Below are 16125 nucleotides of genomic sequence, written 5' to 3' on the forward strand. Positions count from 1 at the left end.
TAGACTATAAACATACTACTTAGATACTTTTATATCTTTTATCGTTATTTAATTTATCATGATCTATTTTTAAAAAACAGTAAGCATATCTTATATAATATTGGTTAAAATTAATTAATATATATAGATATGAATAAGGTTAAGCAATTAGTTGTTTTTTTAATTTTATTAAATTTTTTTTCCTGTCAATCTCAAAAGACAGGCCGCGAAATTGAAGATGAATTTGTTCAGAAATATGCTCCAGCTAATTTAAACACGCATGGATTCACTTTAGCTGTAGATTCAAAAGTCCCAGAAGTACATCAGCTTTTTAATGACTTAGAAGCAAATTTCTATTTTTATGGTGATAAAGAGGAATTCGAAAAAAAAGCAGCAAAAATATTAGAATTGGATCCTGATTATCCCAGTGGTGTTTTGATGAGTGGTTTTTATGTAACAGATCCAGAAGAATATAAAAAGATGGTTACCAAAGCCTATAATCTCTCTAAAAAATCAACATTAAAATCAGAGCGGGATATCATGCAGGCAGAATATTCGCTTTTGGTAGAAGAAGATTATTCAAAAGCTCAAAAATATTTTCAAAAGGTAGTAGATATGTATCCTGATAGTGCTGCAGCCATATGGTCATTGGGAATGGCTTATTATTATGCAGATGAACTGGATAAAGCTTTAGAATGCTATAAAAAGAGCACCGAATTAATTCAGGATTTACCCAAAGGATATGAATTTATGTCTGTTATATATTATCAAAAGAAGCAGTATAAGAAAGCTTTGGAATATCTAGAAATAGCAAAAAAGCATGGTGCAAAATCCGAAAATGACATCTATTTTTCAGAATACGAAAACATTGTATACTACAAAAACGGTTTTTATGATAAAACCATGAAATCTATAGAAAAAGCATACACTTATGGAGAGTATTATAAAAATAGTGAAAGCTTAAAAAAGACGTATGATGTTGCTAAAGCAAAATTAGACTCGATTCAATCTTCAAATTAACGGTTATTAGCAATAAGTAATCATCTAAATATCCCTCAAAATGAAATTCGAGGGGTATTTAATTTTATACCCTATCCCTTTTTAATCAAAGTCCTACTTATGCCATTATTAAATATATACAAATATAGTATCACATAAATGTGATTATAACATTCGGATAATAAAAAAAGCCCATCAATAGATGGACTTTTTAATTAAACTTGAAAGTATATGTATTAGATAACTTTTACGTTCACTGCATTTAATCCTTTGTTACCTTCTTTTAGATCAAACTCAACTTCATCGCCTTCACGAATTTCATCTACTAATCCAGAAATGTGTACAAAATGATCTTTGTTAGCACCTTCTTCAGTGATAAATCCAAAACCTTTGGCGTCGTTGAAGAATTTTACTGTTCCTTTACTCATTGTAATGTAATTAAAATTATTATATTATTTATTTCGCAAAGGTGGTGCTATTAATTTGATTTACAACTAATTAATTCATTAATTTTTAAATACCAGCAAAATTAGTTTATAATGCGCTAAGAGATAGGTTATAAACCTAACCTTAACTACTCCTTAAAACACAAGATGAGTTGTGCAAAAAGGAGTAGATTAGATAGCTACATCAAATAAATAGTACTTTAAAAAAGTTTATAATAGTTTATCTGCTTTTACATTTTTATCACGTTTTTTACGTTTTAAGCTCTTATTCTTACCACTTCCAAAACGATATGTAATTCCTGCATAAACAGAGCGAGTATCTCTTCTAAATTCGCCTTCCTGGATAATGGTTCTATAAGTTTCAAAAGCAAAACGTTGCGTTCTAAAAATATCATTAAAATTAAGACTTAAAGTTCCCTTGCCTTTGGCAAAATTGTAACGTGCACCTGCATTCATAAAGAAGTTTTCTTTTAGCTCATACTGCAAAATTTCTTGTCTGCCACTAAAGAATGTAAATAATTGAAACGTAAGATTTTTAGTAGCTTTAAAGCTGTTATTAAGTTTAGCGTTCAATAAAGTGTTGTTGACCTGTACACTTTCACCTTCAATAACTCCTTTTTGAGTTCTTGAATAGATATCAAAACTACTGTTAAGACTCCACCAATTAGTGAGACGATAATTCGAAGAAAATTCAAATCCATAAGCATCATTGCTATCAAAATTATCATAATCAATGATCAATAGGTTCGGATTATTTTCATCAAAAAAACCTCTTCTATTTATTTCGTCACTAATTCTCCTGTAAAAACCACCAAAGGTAAAACTACCCTTAGCTAATTTTCTACTATAGTTTAACTCTATCGAATTAGTGAACTGCGGAACAAGACTAGGGTTACCTGTTAATATAATTTGTGGGGTGTTTAATTGTCGTATTGGATTAATTTGATTTAAAGATGGACGATCTATACGTCTGCTAAAACTTAATTGATACGTGTTTTTTTGATCCTCATTAGGAGTATATTTCAAAAATCCTGAAGGGAATATATTGAACAATTTATCAGTAAAATTAAATGGGTTTTCTCCAACTTCATCAAACTGCGAATCAACATTATAATCCTCTAATCGTAAACCGATATTGTATTGCCATTTATCTAATGTTTGACCAAAAGTGGTATAAAAAGAATAGATGTCTCTATCATAAAAAAAGGTGGAATTATTAAAATTAGGATTACCTGTGATATAAGAATTGTCGGTACGGCGTAAACGTGTTTCTAAACCTAATTCTAACATGGTGTTTTCTGAAAGCGGATTTACGTAATCTAGATTTATTGTAGTGTTGGTTCTGGTGTCTTCAATTAATTCTTCATAGTTCTCTACAGGGTTGTTACCTGTAAAACTAAAATCATATTCTTTATCGCTATCTAAAGTATTATAATCTACTTCGAGCTCAATAGTATGTCCTTCTTTTGCAAATACATGCTTAAAATCGGCATTGTACGTTGCGTTGACATTGTCACTGTCAGTAATATCCCGCTGTGTGAAATTTGCAGATGGATTATCAAAAAAATTGATTATCCTGTTACCATCAATTATTGTTTCAAAGAGATTTTGATTCGTATAAATAGATAGGGTATTCTTATCATTGATCATATAATCAAAACCTAATTTGAATAGATGTGATGTATTCTCATTAATATTATCTGTTAACTGATTATTGTTTTCTACCGTTCTGGTAACTATTCCATCTGTAGTGCTTTTACCAAGTCTATTGTTATAGCTACCATAAAAATTAGTTTTACCTGCCCTGTAGTTTAGACTTAAAGAATTGTTATACCTGGCTCGTTCTCCATAAGTAATCCCAGAATTTATTGATCCATTAAATCCTAAATTGGTGTTCTTTTTTAAACTTATATTAATAATACCACTCATACCTTCAGGATTGTACTTGGCAGAGGGATTTGTTATTAATTCTATAGTTTTGATCGAAGTAGATGGAATCTGCTGTAAAAGTTCACGAGAACTTAAATTTGTTGGTTTTCCATCTACAAGGACACGAACATTTTCATTTCCACGAAACGAAATATCTCCATCTTGATTTATACTCACTGAAGGAATATTTCCCATGATATCACTAGCAGAAGCTCCAACCGTCGTTAAATCCTTACCAACATTAATTACTTTTCTATCTATTTTTTGTTCGATGGTAGAACGTTCGGTTACAATCTCAACAGATCCTAAAGCAACGGCATCTTCTTCAATGTAAAGACTTCCTAAATTTACTTTTCTATTTGATTTGTCAACATTTATGGCTTTGGTTATCGTTTTATATCCTATAAACTGAATTTCGAAATCATATGTGTTATATGGTATTTCTTTTACCGAAAAAAAACCTTGTTCATTAGTGATACCTCCTGTAGCAATATTACTACCTGATTTAAGGACTACATTGGCATATGGTACTGGTTCTTGAGTGTTCTTATCTAATACTGTTCCTGTAACAACTCCCTTTTGACCATAAAATGATATAGAAAAAAGGAAGATACATATTATGTATAAATGTTGTTTCATATTTATTTTTTCTTAGTTAATTGAATTTCTGCTATAAGGTCAACTTCACTACCAAGAGCAAATTTTGCAGGAGCATAATTGGTTCCAACATTAAAATCTTCACGTTTAATTACACCAGTGACAGTTATAAATTTATTTTCGGTTTTAAATCTTGGATGTACATAGCTACCATTATCTACAGCTTTTAAAACAATAGGTTTGGTTACTCCTGTCATGGTAAAATTTCCTTTAATTTCATATTCATTGTCTCCAGTTTTAGTAATCCCTGTACTTATAAATTTTATTTCAGGATGTTTTTCTGCGTTAAAGAAATCTTTAGTTTTTAAGTGTTTGTCTCTATCTGCTTGATTAGTGCTGATAGAAGCTGTTTGTATGGTAATGTTAATGGTAGATATTTCGTCTTTTTTTTGAATGAATGACCCCGTATATGTCTTAAACACTCCTTTGATTTCACCAACCTTGAAGTAAGAGACACCAAAATTAATGTTAGAATGGTTTGGATCTATTTGCCAAGTAGATTCTTGAGCAGTTGTAGAAAGTGATATTAAATAAAAAGTAAAGCATAAGAATACTATTTTGCTGATAGGTAAAATTGATTTTTTAATACATTTCATTTGAGTATTTTTTTTGATTTGAAAGCTAAATTAGAAGTAAGCTTTACACATTTTAAATAAGTGGTTAGAAAGGCCATAAACGATGATAAAAGACCTACAAATGATGTTCTAAGCTTTTGTCTACAGATACTGTGTTTTTGACATCACTAACCTATAGTTGGTAGGTAATTTTAAAAAAGGTATATTTAGATGTATACCTTTATAGTCTAAAGCATGTTTTATGGTACAAAAAATTCAAAGTTTCCTGGAGGTTTCAAAATTTAAATACCTTGTATTTGGATTGTTGATTTTTGCTTTTTCAGCTTCTACTTCTAGTTGGTACTATGCCACGACCAATGAATTGCTTATCACGTATAGTATACGAGTGACTTTGCAGATTGCTATGGCTTTTATAATTCTGGAGTTTTTGATTCCACAACTTTTAAATAAGGATAAAAAGTTGGCTTTCGGAATTTCAATCACAATAACGTTATTAGCCTTTTATATTATTTGCACATTGATTCATATGAATTATTTTGAAGTTACCTTTCCCAAAACTTATGTGAATTATATAAAACGTTTTAATGACCCTTCTTTTACTGGTAGATTAATGAGTATAGGAGAATTTGTATTTAAAAGCTTGTATTTACTCTATCCAACTATATTATTATTAGTTTTAAAATTATATGTAGAAAAGCAACGTTTGCTTAAATTGAATGAACAAAAGAAAACAGCAGAGCTTGTTGCACTAAAAAATCAATTAAATCCACATTTCTTGTTCAATACATTGAATAATTTATATGCGTTAACCTTAAAAAAGTCTGATGCTGCTCCTAAGGTTATTCAAAAATTATCAGAAATTCTAGATTATATTCTTTACCGATGCAATGATGAATATGTATCTCTAGATAAAGAAATAGAGCTCATTGAGAATTATTTATCTTTAGAAAAGATTCGATATGCAGATAGAGTAAAAATTTCCTTTAGTAAAAATGTAACTGGTCGGGAAAAAGTAGCTCCTTTACTATTGCTCACGTTTGTAGAAAATGCTTTTAAACATGGTGTTGCTAATGAGATTAATCAAGCCAACATCAACATCAATATATCCAAAAATAAGGAGCAACTTGTCTTTAAGGTAGAGAATAGTAAACCCGTTAATATGAAACCTGTTGTCCAGAAAGAATCAATTGGTCTTCAAAATATTAAAAAACAACTAGAGTTGCTATACCCAAAAGCATATGATTTGATTATCGAAAATAAATCGAATTCCTTTTCTGCTAATCTAAAATTAGATACATATGAAATATAGATGTCTAGTCATAGATGATGAGCCTTTAGCTAGGGAACTTGTCGAGACCTATCTAGAGAAAATCCCAAATTTTGAACTTGTGGCTTCTTGTGCAAGTGCGATTGAAGCTAGTTCTATTCTAACAGCTGAAAAAGTAGATTTACTTTTTTTGGATATTGAAATGCCCGCTTTAAAAGGCACCGATTTTTTTAAAAACCTGGTGTATAAACCACAAGTTATTTTTACAACTGCCTATAGGGATTATGCAGTAGATGGTTTTGAACTTAATGCAGTAGATTATCTTTTAAAGCCTATATTTTTTGAACGTTTTTTCTCTGCTATTCAAAAATTTCTTAAACAGCAAAAAAACTTAGAAAACACTGATAATATTGCTGTTAATGATGACAAAAGTAAATACATATTCGTTAATAAAGCCAAAAAGCAGATAAAGGTGGTTTTTGATGATATTCTCTATGCAGAAAGTTTAAAAGATTATATAAAAATTCATTTATTAGAAGAAACGCTTACCATAAAGGAGAGTATTTCTAACTTTGAAAAACGAATAGATGACCGTTTCATTCGTTTACACCGTTCTTATATTGTAAACAGTGAAAAGATCACTGCATATACCAAAAATGACGTTGAAATAGGTAGAATAGAAATCCCTATTGGTAATGGTTATAAGCATAACATGCATTATTTTAAGTAATTTCTGGTTTAAAAATCACTGTATATATAGTAATTATTATTTTACACGTATCTCTTTATTTTATGATGATTTTACTTTTGTGGGTTTAAAAATTAAATGAACTACAAAGCATTGTATAATCGTTATGATTACTGCAATGCTATCAGTAATTCCATGTGGTTCTCCGATAACAAACAATATCATTTGTAGTACTAAAGGAGACAGAACAATCAATGCTTTAATATTATTTAAGCGACTCCAGGGAATATTTGTATTCGGTAACTTCCTATCCTTATAGATTATAGTAACCAATAATAACATAGAAGCAATAGCTAATGGAATTATAATGGTAGAAATTGAAACATGAATATTTAAGGTATCCCCATGAAATACGGTATCTCCATTTTTGATAATATCATATAATAAATTTCCAAAACTATGAAACCACCACCAAATTATAAGAACATAAAATATTAAGCGATTTTTAACCCAGTTAAAGGAATAAAAGAATAAAAAATACAGAAAGGCAAAAACTATTAAAATGGTATAATCTAATGTCAATCCTTTACCAGAGAATGAAATCCCATAATAACTCATTCCCCAAGAATAAGATTTACCATCAAATAAGGCTCTTAATAAGGGAAGCCATGTGGTTATAAATGTTAATCCTACGCATAAAGATAGAATATTAACTAAATTATTTCTTGATCGTATCGCAATTGGTGTTTTCATAATAATGTAATTTAAAGCCAGTTAAAATTACATCTTTATGATTGTCAATATATCCCATTTCTACAATGCTTGTGGCAAAATTCGTCTATTTGTGGTGAGTGGCTATAATTTCTTTTAAAGGTGATATATATGATCTGGAAACAGGAATAGGCTTTTTAACATTTGGTAAAAATAATTTCATCTGATTACCATTTCCTTTTACTTTTATTATCAGATTTATATTTACCAGATAAGAACGATGACATCTCACTACGGTCATTTCTTTTAGTTTGGATTCTAATACTTTCATAGTAGTACGAAGTAATTGTTTTTTTACTTCATTATTCAATAAGTGATATACATTTACATAATTATCTTGCGCTTCGATATATAGTAATGTATCTAATCGTAAAATAATAGAATCATTTCTATTGTCAGATTCTATTGTAATCAATTGTGTTTCTTCTGAAGGATTGAACGTTGGTTTATTTAATAAAATCCTGTAAGCTTTTTTGATTTTGATATAATTATAATATATATAGATTAGGCTCATAGGGAGAATAGCCATTAAAGACACGTCTCTTATAAAGCCAAAAAAACTAGACCATTTCCAATCATGAAAATTTCCTATAACATTATAAAAAAGGTAAATCCCAAAAGGTAAGAGTATGAATGACAAACATAAACGTGTCAAAATTGTAACTCCAGTTTTTTTCTTAATACAATAAGGCATTATAATAAACTCATGTATTGATATTATAATTCCACTTATTAAGCCAAATCCAACAGATCCCAATAGAAAATCTAAACTAATATGATGAGTCGGATCATAATTATTGACTCCAAAAGGCTGAAAAATGAGTAAAAAAAATGAAACATATAAAGTAAAAAAAAGAATAACTCTCCATTTCTCATTTCTCGTTTTAATAATAGAAATAGTATCTTTAGATAAAAGCGTTACATCAGTTTTCATATCTAGAAGGGTATTTCAAAATTAAATCTTATTAATCATTCTTCATTAAGGATTTTTTTAATAATTCTCCTGTTGTCGCAATAATAGTACCTATGATTTAATCAAAAATTTCATTACAAATAATCATTTATTTTCATTAGTCGATATTCTGGTGAAGAGTCAAAGAAAATATTTAATAGGTTCATATGGCCAGAACCATAAATTACCAAGATGCGATCATCTGATTTTGCATTAATTCGTTGAATATTTCTAAAAATCCTTAAATTCCGATTAAACCACCAACTCGTTACAAAGTCCGGTCCAAACTGATCATTTTCTTCTGTTTCATATTTAAAAATACCAATTAAATAGTCTCCCAACCCTTTTTTAACATGTTCATCTGTATTGATTCTTTTCAATTCAGCTAAAATACCTTCGGTTTTAAACACTTTTTTTTCATTCAGCCATGAATTTAAAATGGTATCCGGATTATTATAAAAATAATCCATAAATCTTTTCTTGGACACTGTATCATTTTCATAGACCGCTTTTCTTACATCTTCATAATCTGTTCCCCAAGCATCTACACAATATAATTGTTTTAAACCTAGACGTTTTGATAGTCTAAATCCTATTTGCTGTTCCTCACTCCTACTTAATTTATGTGTTCCATTTACATAGGCTGTATAGAGTGAATCATATTTTTGTTGTTTTTTTGGTTGTCTCTCAATAACAATTATGGTAGGTTTAAATTTTTCTAGTTTATCTACAATTAGTTCTATTTCTTCTTGGTATTTAGGTTCTAAAACATCAATTTGATCTTCTTTTGATGTTTGATCGACGTCTAAATTTGGAAATTTAAAATGAAAAGAACCTAATGTAAGGACTTTAACTTGATTCGTTTCTATAATGTTAGCACTATGACTGTCATTAGAAATATCGTTAACCTCGGTTGATTCTTGATTATTTGCTTGACTACAAGAAAATAATGTAAACGCTATTAATAAAAGTAATATATCTTTCATTTTAGTATATTCTTGATCCTTCTAGGATAAAGATTACCAAATTTTGAAATTGTTACACTTTATAAAAAACTCTGTCAAAGACAACACTTCAAAAATTAAACTTGATTTTTTCTGTACGATGATGGTGTCATGCCTTCAAATTTCTTAAAGGCACTATTAAATGAAGAAAGACTACTAAAACCTGTATCAAAAGCAATTGACGAAATGGTGAATTTATGATTTTTTGTATTTAAAAGAAATTTCTTTGCTTCCTGGATTCGATAATAATTAATAAAATCGTTAAAATTTCTTTTGGCATATTGATTAATTATGGATGATGTAAGTTGTGTGCTCTTTCCTATCATTTTGCTTAATTTTGCAAGGGATATATCGGGTTCTAGATATACCTTAGTATCCACAATTAATTTAGACAGTTCATTAAATAAGAGATCATTATTATCCTTAAAAGCATTACCATCTAGATCAATAGCTTTCAATTTAAATGCTTTATAACTTAAAAAATAGATGATTACAGAATATACAATAGGACCAACGACATAAGGTACAGTTTCATCTAATATATTGAGTACATAAGATGCCCATATTGCTATAAAACCAATACTTAAATACCTTAGCCAGTTAAAAATAGCTTTTTGAGATTTTGTCTGTAATTCTTGTCTTTGTTTTTGCTTAGCTAATTTGAAAGTTTTCCAACCTAAAATAATATAAATGATAAAATGTAGGTAAATGAAAATAAGCCCACTAGAAAAAATAATAATAACCAATGTGCTATTTTCATACCATTGTCTATTTACAAAAAGACTAGAGGTAAAAACTGTAGCAAATGGAATGATTTCTAAAATATAAAGTTTAGGTAGCTTAAAATTAGGGCGAGTCATTCCCAAAATATACCATCTAAAAAGTGGCCCAATTAATAAAAGAAATGACAACCCTACAAAGATAAATATAGGTTCTAAATCATTCCCAAAATTCAACATCACTGATTTACCAATTCTAAATGCCATAAATACCAAAATCAATCCTAGCATAAGATTAGTTAATGTTTTTTTCTTTTTAAACACCATCAAATAAAAGGCGAATAATATCCCATGCAATAGTCCAGCACTACTAATAATAACAAGTAATATATCAGAAAAATTCAATAGACTTTTTTTTCAAATGTAGCAATATTTTAAAATTCTAAGAAGCTCATGCCAATTGATGAGTTCATGTTTAAAGATAAGATTAGCATTTACTTTATTAAACAAATTTCTAAATATTTTTTGATTTACTTTTTGCATAAGATGTTAAGCCAACAAGATTAAAAAACCTTCCAATATTACCTCTCATAGCAGCAACAACACTATGCGATGCGATAAGTTGTCTGGCCAGAGGTTTGTTTTCTGCAACACAAATTTCCTCAATTAGCTTTTTGGCTTCATGAGATCCTTTGGTATCATATATTTTCAAGACCATCATAGCATTTTCTTCTGGTGTAATTTCTCTGTGTTTTGGGGTATATCCTAATTCTTTAACCATCGTTTCGGCTAATAACCATGTAGACCAAGGATTCTGCCCTGTCACCAAATTTTTATCATGGCTAATATTCTCCAAATACATACTACCTTCGTTAAACTGTGCACCTTGTGCTACCAATTTATCTTGTAGAAGAAATGGAAATATAACCTTGGCATCCGGTATAAGCAATAATTCTTCTTCATTTGTGAAACCACTAACAGTTTTATTTTTTATTAATGGATGACCATTATCAAGAGTCACATTAACTAAAGCTGCAGGTCCATGACATACAGCACCAACAACTTTATTAGACTGATATAAGTCTCGAACAATATGTTGAATAGATTTATTTTCTGGAAAATCAAACATTGCTCCTTTTCCTCCAGCAAAAAACACACCTTCATACGTTTCTGGAATAATATCTTTTACCGGAATGGTGTGTTTTACTTTATATTGAGCTATACTATCGTTTAAGAAAGCATAATCAAACTTTCCCATATCTTCATCATCAATTACAACCGGTGGTTCGCCTCCTAACGGACTGGCTATATCAACCTCAAAACCATTCGCCTCGAATACGTAATATGCACGTGATAATTCGGTTAATTCATAACCGGTACTTTTATCAGTATTTCCCATAATATCTGTGCTCGTAACTATTGCTAGTATTTTTCCTCTTTTTGGGGTGATATCTTGAGATAAATAAGGTAAGTCAGATACTTGTGTTGTAGATACATTTTGATTCATTTCTCCAGATGGTAATAGACTAATAAACCACCATCCGAAACCAAAAAGTAAGAGAATTACACTAGTGAAGGAGATAAGTATCCATTTAAGGATTGGACGTTTTTTAAGCATAGCATTAATTTTTAGAATTATAATGCGAAGTACTATCTAAGAATTGATAAATACTGTCGAAATGATAATTCCGTCGGATTAAATTATATATTAAATACCCTATTTATGAGTCAGAATCTGGGTTATATCTTTTTTGGAAGCTTAATTGTGTAGAGACAATTGGATAAACTAATTTATAGGGGCTCCCCTTCTGGAACTGATAATCTATAAACGTTCGATTAAATTATTACCTATAATCATCTGATATACCTGACTGCGAAGAGATCTACTAATTCTTATTTTATGTTTATCAATATAAATTAAATTGCCTTCAAGTTTTTTAATATGTTTTAATCCTACTAAGTAATATCTATGAACCCGTATAAATTTTTCTTTAGGGAGTTCTTCTTCTATCTGCCTTAATGAAACCAAAGTAAGGTGTTTATCATATGTTGTGTGAATCAAAACATAATCTTTGGCTGTTTCAATAAATAATATATCATCAATAAATACCTTAATAATCATTCCATCACACTTAATGAAAATATGGTTTTTATCATCTTTATATTCAATTACTTTGTTGTTAGTTACTGTAGCTTTGTTCACCGCTTTTAAAAACCTTTGGTAAGAAAATGGTTTTAGTAAGAAATCTACAACATTAAGATCAAATCCATCTAAAGCGAATTCTCGATGTGCAGTGGTAAAGATAATTTGTGGAGGATTTGAAAGTACTTTTATAAGCTCTATCCCAGTCATATCAGGCATTTGAATATCTAAAAACATAATCTCAACAAAATTATGTTTTAAAAACTCTATAGCTTCTAAAGCTGATGATAATGATTTTGTATGTTCTAAAAATGGGGTTTGCTTTACAAAGTCCTCCAACCCTTTTCTAGCTAAATGTTCATCATCGACTATTAAACACCTCATTTTCATTTAACTGTATTTTTAATCGTACTATAAATTTAGCACTATTATGTTCAATGTTAAATTGATATCTATTTGGATAGATTAATGCTAACCTTCTTTTGACATTAGCCAATCCAATTCCATTATTTTCACCATAAGGTGTTTTTACAATTTCCTTTGAAATAGTATTTTCGACTTTAAATAGTAATGTACTATCCGATATTATTGACGATTGGATAGATATTTGATAGCCCTGGCTACTTTGTCCATGTTTAAAAGCATTTTCGACAATCGGTAACAAAAGCATAGGTGAAATTGTCAAATTGTTTTGATCATCTGGAAAATAATATTCTACCGTTACTAAATCTTCATGTCTTATCTTTTCAATATCAATATAATTTGTCAAATTATCAAACTCCTTTTTTAAATCAATACTTTTTTTATTTGCTTCATATAACTGATGACTTAATATCTCCGAAAATTGAAGTAACATTTTTTTACCATCTTCTAGATTTTTACTTAACATGATATAGATACTGTTAAGCGAGTTAAAAAGGAAATGTGGATTAATTTGATTTTTTAAAAGATTTAATTCCGTTTCTAATTGTTTTTGTTCTATTTCACGCATTGACCTCTCTTTTCGATACCATTCATCGATTAAAAACAATGTCATCGATAAACCTAATGATAAAATAATTTCGGTAACAATAGCTATTTTACCTTGTAAGCTGATAAAAAAATCTGATGTTGGTAAATAAATATTGATATACTTGAAATAAAACGAAAGATAATTAGATGTTGCCAATGTGGTAAGCGTAATAGTAAAAACCAAAAAAACTATATAATTCATTATTTTTTTACTGAATAAGAATTTAGGCATCAAAAAATAAAGATTAAAATAAACCAGAATAACATACGGAATAAAAGTAAATAGGTTAGTTTGTAGGTTTGATAATATATCTTTGTGATAATTTAGATCATGTGCACTCCATAAAACAAGAAACAATATCCAAAAAACAGTATGCTTGAGACTTTTACCGAATGTAAGATTCATTAAGGTTTATCTAAAATTAAAACATATATAGCTAGTATACTTTAAAGGTATGGAATTATAACACAATAAAAATTGTTATTAAATCCTGCATTTTCACCTTTACTTCTACTCTATTTTTTTGATTAAAAGAATACAATAAATGAAATACTCACTAATTTAGTATAACACCTTGTTTTATCCTAGTAACGATGCTCTTATTTATATTCGTAATATCATCTATGGGATTTTTGTCCAGCACCAAAAAACTGGCTTCATAACCGTGTTTAAGAAGTCCTATTTTCCGATTAGGGAAAATAGTTTTTGTAGAATTTTCAGTCCACATTTTAAGCAATTCTAAATTACTAAAAATATTTAGGTCATATAAAAATTCGAATTCTCCAACCGAATTACCATTATAGTTATCAGAACCAATAGCTATAGCTACATTTTCTTGTTGTAATAATTTTAAATTGGATGAGATATTATGCACCAGGTCTTTATAATTAGGTTTTTTCTTCTTTTTTTTGACTAAAGATACCGTGGTAACAATAATGGTTTTATTTTTTTTAGCCAAAATAATATCATCTCTTTGAATTGACTTACCATTAGATATTTCTGGAAGATGAGCAATTTCATCTACTCCGGCATTAATTGCTATATGAAAATCGTATGCAGTCTCAACATGAGCACTAACTCTTAAATTAGAAGCATGAGCTTTGCGAACAATTTCTTTAATCAATGAGGGGTTCAGCCCTTTTTTACCAAAATATAAAGTATCATTTTTCCTCTTTTCATATTCTTCAGAAAACAAAAGATTTAATTTTATGAAATTAGGAGAAAAGGATAAGATATTATCCCACTTTTTATTTAAATCTTCATGGTTATTAATAGTTACATAGCCATGAGATTCAATTTCTTCAATTGAATTAAATAAGCCTTCAAAATAACCATAACCCAGATGTCTTTTACGAACAGCAATAGGATGTCCATCGGTCGCAGTTAAGGGAGCATGTGCCATACTGATATCTATAGCATCAGGTCTGTTATAGTTGTGCATCAAAGGGTCTATACGTTTTTTGATTGATGAAAGTAATTTTACATAAAAGACCCCATTATCTAAATAAGATTTAATACGCTTATCTAATTCATAGTTGCTTTCAAGATTATGGTTATGAGCTTCTGCAAATGGAGGAATAACATATTGATTAGATAAATTAAGGACGGTATCAATTTCTTCTTTAAGATTATTAAAGTATAGGATGCCATTTTTGACCCAAACCGTTTCTTTTTTAAACGTTTTTCCATTAAACCAATATCCATCCACAAGCTTTATAGTCAAGCTATTAAAATTTTCCTTTACGTATCTTACATTATCTGTTTTTTGAGAATAACAAGATGAAAAAAATAGTAAAACCATTGCTAAAACAATACACTTCTTCATTTTTAAAAATTTAATTATAATAAAGAAATAGCAAAAGCGATTTTAATAAAAAATAAATCGCTCATTAGAATACCTCAATAGATAGAAGGTGTTTTTTGGTAGACAGGTAGATTCTTTTGCGAAATATATTAATTGAATATAAAAAAGTGTTATGAGTGCTTAATTTTCCAGGATTTTACCGCATGTAAATATGCGCTGGACTCAGAATAGCCCAAAATAAATGCAACATCTTTAGTTTTTAAATGTTTTTCATTTAATAGATAATTTGAAAGCTCTTTTTTTATTGTATTTACGATGCGTCTAAATGACATTCCCTCATCCATTAGTTTTCGTTGCATAGTTCGTTTACTGTACGGAAATTGTTTTAAAACCTGTTCAAAATTTGGGATTTCAGGAGAACACATATTTAAAGTCATATTACGTATTTGATTAGAAAAAACCTTCTCCCCTTTTTTATTCTCACTCAGTAACGCTATGAATTTTGGTAATAATAGTTCTATTTCCTTAATCTTATTCTTATTGATTTCAGTCTTAAGTACTTCTATAGGTAATACTATTAGATAGTTTCGGTCATAAACTACCATTGTATTTAGTAATTCATGATACGGTTTATCATTGATATATGGTAATTTAATATTAGGTACTAAAGTATTAGGTAGCATTAATTTTAACTCTCTGTATATTATACTTAGAACCATATCCAACAGATGTCTTTTCGACTTTGGATTTTCTACTGAGCTATCTAACAGTAAACTATAAGTTTCTTTATCCTTAATAATGGAAATTGAAACCAAAGGGAACTTACTTTTAAGAAAATTTTGAAGAATAAAAACACCTTGTTCTATACTTGATGTATTTAGTGATATCTCCAAAACTAATCCTAAAGCCTGTAAATTAAGATAACACCCAAAATTTAAACCGTAATAATCACTATCTATAACTTCAATTATCTTATTAAAAATGACTAAATATTCCTCTGCATTAATCATTTCCGGTAGATGATTAAGGTCTATGTTTTGATTTGCCAGAACTTCTTCTAGGGCATGGATATCAATCTCCTGATATGCAGCATAATCGAATAAACTGATTAAATAAGGGGCAAAAACTTTCATAGTATAAAAATACAAAGAATGGCGTAAAGTATCAACATTAGTATCAG

Annotated in this window: 15 protein-coding genes; 3 read left to right on the forward strand and 12 right to left on the reverse strand. The window is 29.0% G+C overall.

Going from position 1 to position 16125, the window contains the following annotated elements; genetic code table 11:
* Positions 1 to 129 precede the first annotated feature (129 nt).
* Positions 130 to 999: a M48 family metallopeptidase gene (locus DK442_RS18245; protein WP_109437335.1), complete on the forward strand. Its 870-nt coding sequence runs from the start codon at positions 130 to 132 to the stop codon at positions 997 to 999.
* Between the two features lie 215 nt (positions 1000 to 1214).
* On the opposite strand, the gene DK442_RS18250 is transcribed toward DK442_RS18245, so the two are convergent.
* From DK442_RS18250 to DK442_RS18260, 3 genes are all read right to left on the reverse strand, one after another.
* Positions 1215 to 1406 carry a cold-shock protein gene (locus DK442_RS18250; protein ID WP_109437336.1) on the reverse strand — a complete coding sequence of 64 codons (192 nt, stop codon included), beginning with the start codon at positions 1404 to 1406 and terminating at the stop codon, positions 1215 to 1217.
* Positions 1407 to 1634: 228 nt separating this feature from the next.
* A complete protein-coding gene (locus DK442_RS18255) occupies positions 1635 to 3992 on the reverse strand; it encodes a TonB-dependent receptor domain-containing protein (RefSeq protein ID WP_109437337.1) in 2358 nt (785 codons plus the stop codon).
* Positions 3993 to 3994: 2 nt separating this feature from the next.
* A complete protein-coding gene (locus tag DK442_RS18260; protein ID WP_109437338.1) occupies positions 3995 to 4606 on the reverse strand; it encodes a YceI family protein in 612 nt (203 codons plus the stop codon).
* A gap of 220 nt (positions 4607 to 4826) precedes the next feature.
* Here DK442_RS18260 and DK442_RS18265 point away from each other — a divergent pair, with 220 nt between their 5' ends.
* Positions 4827 to 5894, forward strand: a complete 1068-nt coding sequence (locus DK442_RS18265) for a sensor histidine kinase (protein WP_109437339.1) — start codon at positions 4827 to 4829, stop codon at positions 5892 to 5894.
* Positions 5884 to 6582 carry a LytTR family DNA-binding domain-containing protein gene (locus tag DK442_RS18270; RefSeq protein WP_109437340.1) on the forward strand — a complete coding sequence of 233 codons (699 nt, stop codon included), beginning with the start codon at positions 5884 to 5886 and terminating at the stop codon, positions 6580 to 6582. Before DK442_RS18265 ends, DK442_RS18270 begins: the two co-directional genes overlap by 11 nt.
* A 60-nt stretch (positions 6583 to 6642) precedes the next feature.
* On the opposite strand, the gene DK442_RS18275 is transcribed toward DK442_RS18270, so the two are convergent.
* The 9 genes from DK442_RS18275 to DK442_RS18315 form a co-directional block, all read right to left on the reverse strand.
* Entirely contained in the window at positions 6643 to 7293 is a 651-nt protein-coding gene (locus DK442_RS18275; protein ID WP_109437341.1) for a ubiquinol cytochrome C oxidoreductase, read from the reverse strand.
* Between the two features lie 85 nt (positions 7294 to 7378).
* On the reverse strand, positions 7379 to 8245 hold the full coding sequence (locus DK442_RS18280; protein ID WP_109437342.1) for a LytTR family DNA-binding domain-containing protein: 867 nt from the start codon (positions 8243 to 8245) through the stop codon (positions 7379 to 7381).
* A gap of 113 nt (positions 8246 to 8358) precedes the next feature.
* Positions 8359 to 9249, reverse strand: coding sequence for a DUF5694 domain-containing protein (locus tag DK442_RS18285; protein WP_200825133.1), 891 nt, complete (start codon positions 9247 to 9249; stop codon positions 8359 to 8361).
* Positions 9250 to 9344: 95 nt separating this feature from the next.
* Positions 9345 to 10391, reverse strand: coding sequence for an AraC family transcriptional regulator (locus tag DK442_RS18290; RefSeq protein WP_160114254.1), 1047 nt, complete (start codon positions 10389 to 10391; stop codon positions 9345 to 9347).
* Between the two features lie 109 nt (positions 10392 to 10500).
* Positions 10501 to 11604 (reverse strand): type 1 glutamine amidotransferase domain-containing protein, encoded by a 1104-nt coding sequence (locus tag DK442_RS18295; RefSeq protein WP_109437344.1) that lies wholly within the window; start codon positions 11602 to 11604, stop codon positions 10501 to 10503.
* 204 nt (positions 11605 to 11808) lie between these two features.
* A complete protein-coding gene (locus tag DK442_RS18300; protein WP_160114255.1) occupies positions 11809 to 12513 on the reverse strand; it encodes a LytTR family DNA-binding domain-containing protein in 705 nt (234 codons plus the stop codon).
* On the reverse strand, positions 12491 to 13342 hold the full coding sequence (locus DK442_RS18305; RefSeq protein WP_160114256.1) for a sensor histidine kinase: 852 nt from the start codon (positions 13340 to 13342) through the stop codon (positions 12491 to 12493). The genes DK442_RS18300 and DK442_RS18305 overlap by 23 nt, the downstream gene beginning before the upstream one ends.
* 355 nt (positions 13343 to 13697) lie before the next feature.
* On the reverse strand, positions 13698 to 14966 hold the full coding sequence (locus DK442_RS18310) for an amidohydrolase family protein (protein WP_109437347.1): 1269 nt from the start codon (positions 14964 to 14966) through the stop codon (positions 13698 to 13700).
* Positions 14967 to 15115: 149 nt separating this feature from the next.
* The gene (locus DK442_RS18315; RefSeq protein WP_109437348.1) at positions 15116 to 16078 is read right to left on the reverse strand and encodes a hypothetical protein; all 963 of its coding nucleotides are present in this window, start codon (positions 16076 to 16078) and stop codon (positions 15116 to 15118) included.
* Positions 16079 to 16125: the final 47 nt, after the last annotated feature.

The sequence above is a fragment of the Aquimarina sp. AU119 genome (assembly GCF_900312735.1).
Taxonomy (GTDB): Bacteria; Bacteroidota; Bacteroidia; order Flavobacteriales; family Flavobacteriaceae; genus Aquimarina; species Aquimarina algiphila.

Excerpts from the sequence above, each read along its gene's own strand:
- DK442_RS18245 (WP_109437335.1), top strand. The coding sequence starts at position 130 with ATGAATAAGGTTAAGCAATTAGTTGTTTTTTTAATTTTATTAAATTTT.
- DK442_RS18250 (WP_109437336.1), bottom strand. The coding sequence starts at position 1,406 with ATGAGTAAAGGAACAGTAAAATTCTTCAACGACGCCAAAGGTTTTGGA.
- DK442_RS18255 (WP_109437337.1), bottom strand. The coding sequence starts at position 3,992 with ATGAAACAACATTTATACATAATATGTATCTTCCTTTTTTCTATATCA.
- DK442_RS18260 (WP_109437338.1), bottom strand. The coding sequence starts at position 4,606 with ATGAAATGTATTAAAAAATCAATTTTACCTATCAGCAAAATAGTATTC.
- DK442_RS18265 (WP_109437339.1), top strand. The coding sequence starts at position 4,827 with ATGGTACAAAAAATTCAAAGTTTCCTGGAGGTTTCAAAATTTAAATAC.
- DK442_RS18270 (WP_109437340.1), top strand. The coding sequence starts at position 5,884 with ATGAAATATAGATGTCTAGTCATAGATGATGAGCCTTTAGCTAGGGAA.
- DK442_RS18275 (WP_109437341.1), bottom strand. The coding sequence starts at position 7,293 with ATGAAAACACCAATTGCGATACGATCAAGAAATAATTTAGTTAATATT.
- DK442_RS18280 (WP_109437342.1), bottom strand. The coding sequence starts at position 8,245 with ATGAAAACTGATGTAACGCTTTTATCTAAAGATACTATTTCTATTATT.
- DK442_RS18285 (WP_200825133.1), bottom strand. The coding sequence starts at position 9,249 with ATGAAAGATATATTACTTTTATTAATAGCGTTTACATTATTTTCTTGT.
- DK442_RS18295 (WP_109437344.1), bottom strand. The coding sequence starts at position 11,604 with ATGCTTAAAAAACGTCCAATCCTTAAATGGATACTTATCTCCTTCACT.
- DK442_RS18300 (WP_160114255.1), bottom strand. The coding sequence starts at position 12,513 with ATGAGGTGTTTAATAGTCGATGATGAACATTTAGCTAGAAAAGGGTTG.
- DK442_RS18305 (WP_160114256.1), bottom strand. The coding sequence starts at position 13,342 with ATGAATTATATAGTTTTTTTGGTTTTTACTATTACGCTTACCACATTG.
- DK442_RS18310 (WP_109437347.1), bottom strand. The coding sequence starts at position 14,966 with ATGAAGAAGTGTATTGTTTTAGCAATGGTTTTACTATTTTTTTCATCT.
- DK442_RS18315 (WP_109437348.1), bottom strand. The coding sequence starts at position 16,078 with ATGAAAGTTTTTGCCCCTTATTTAATCAGTTTATTCGATTATGCTGCA.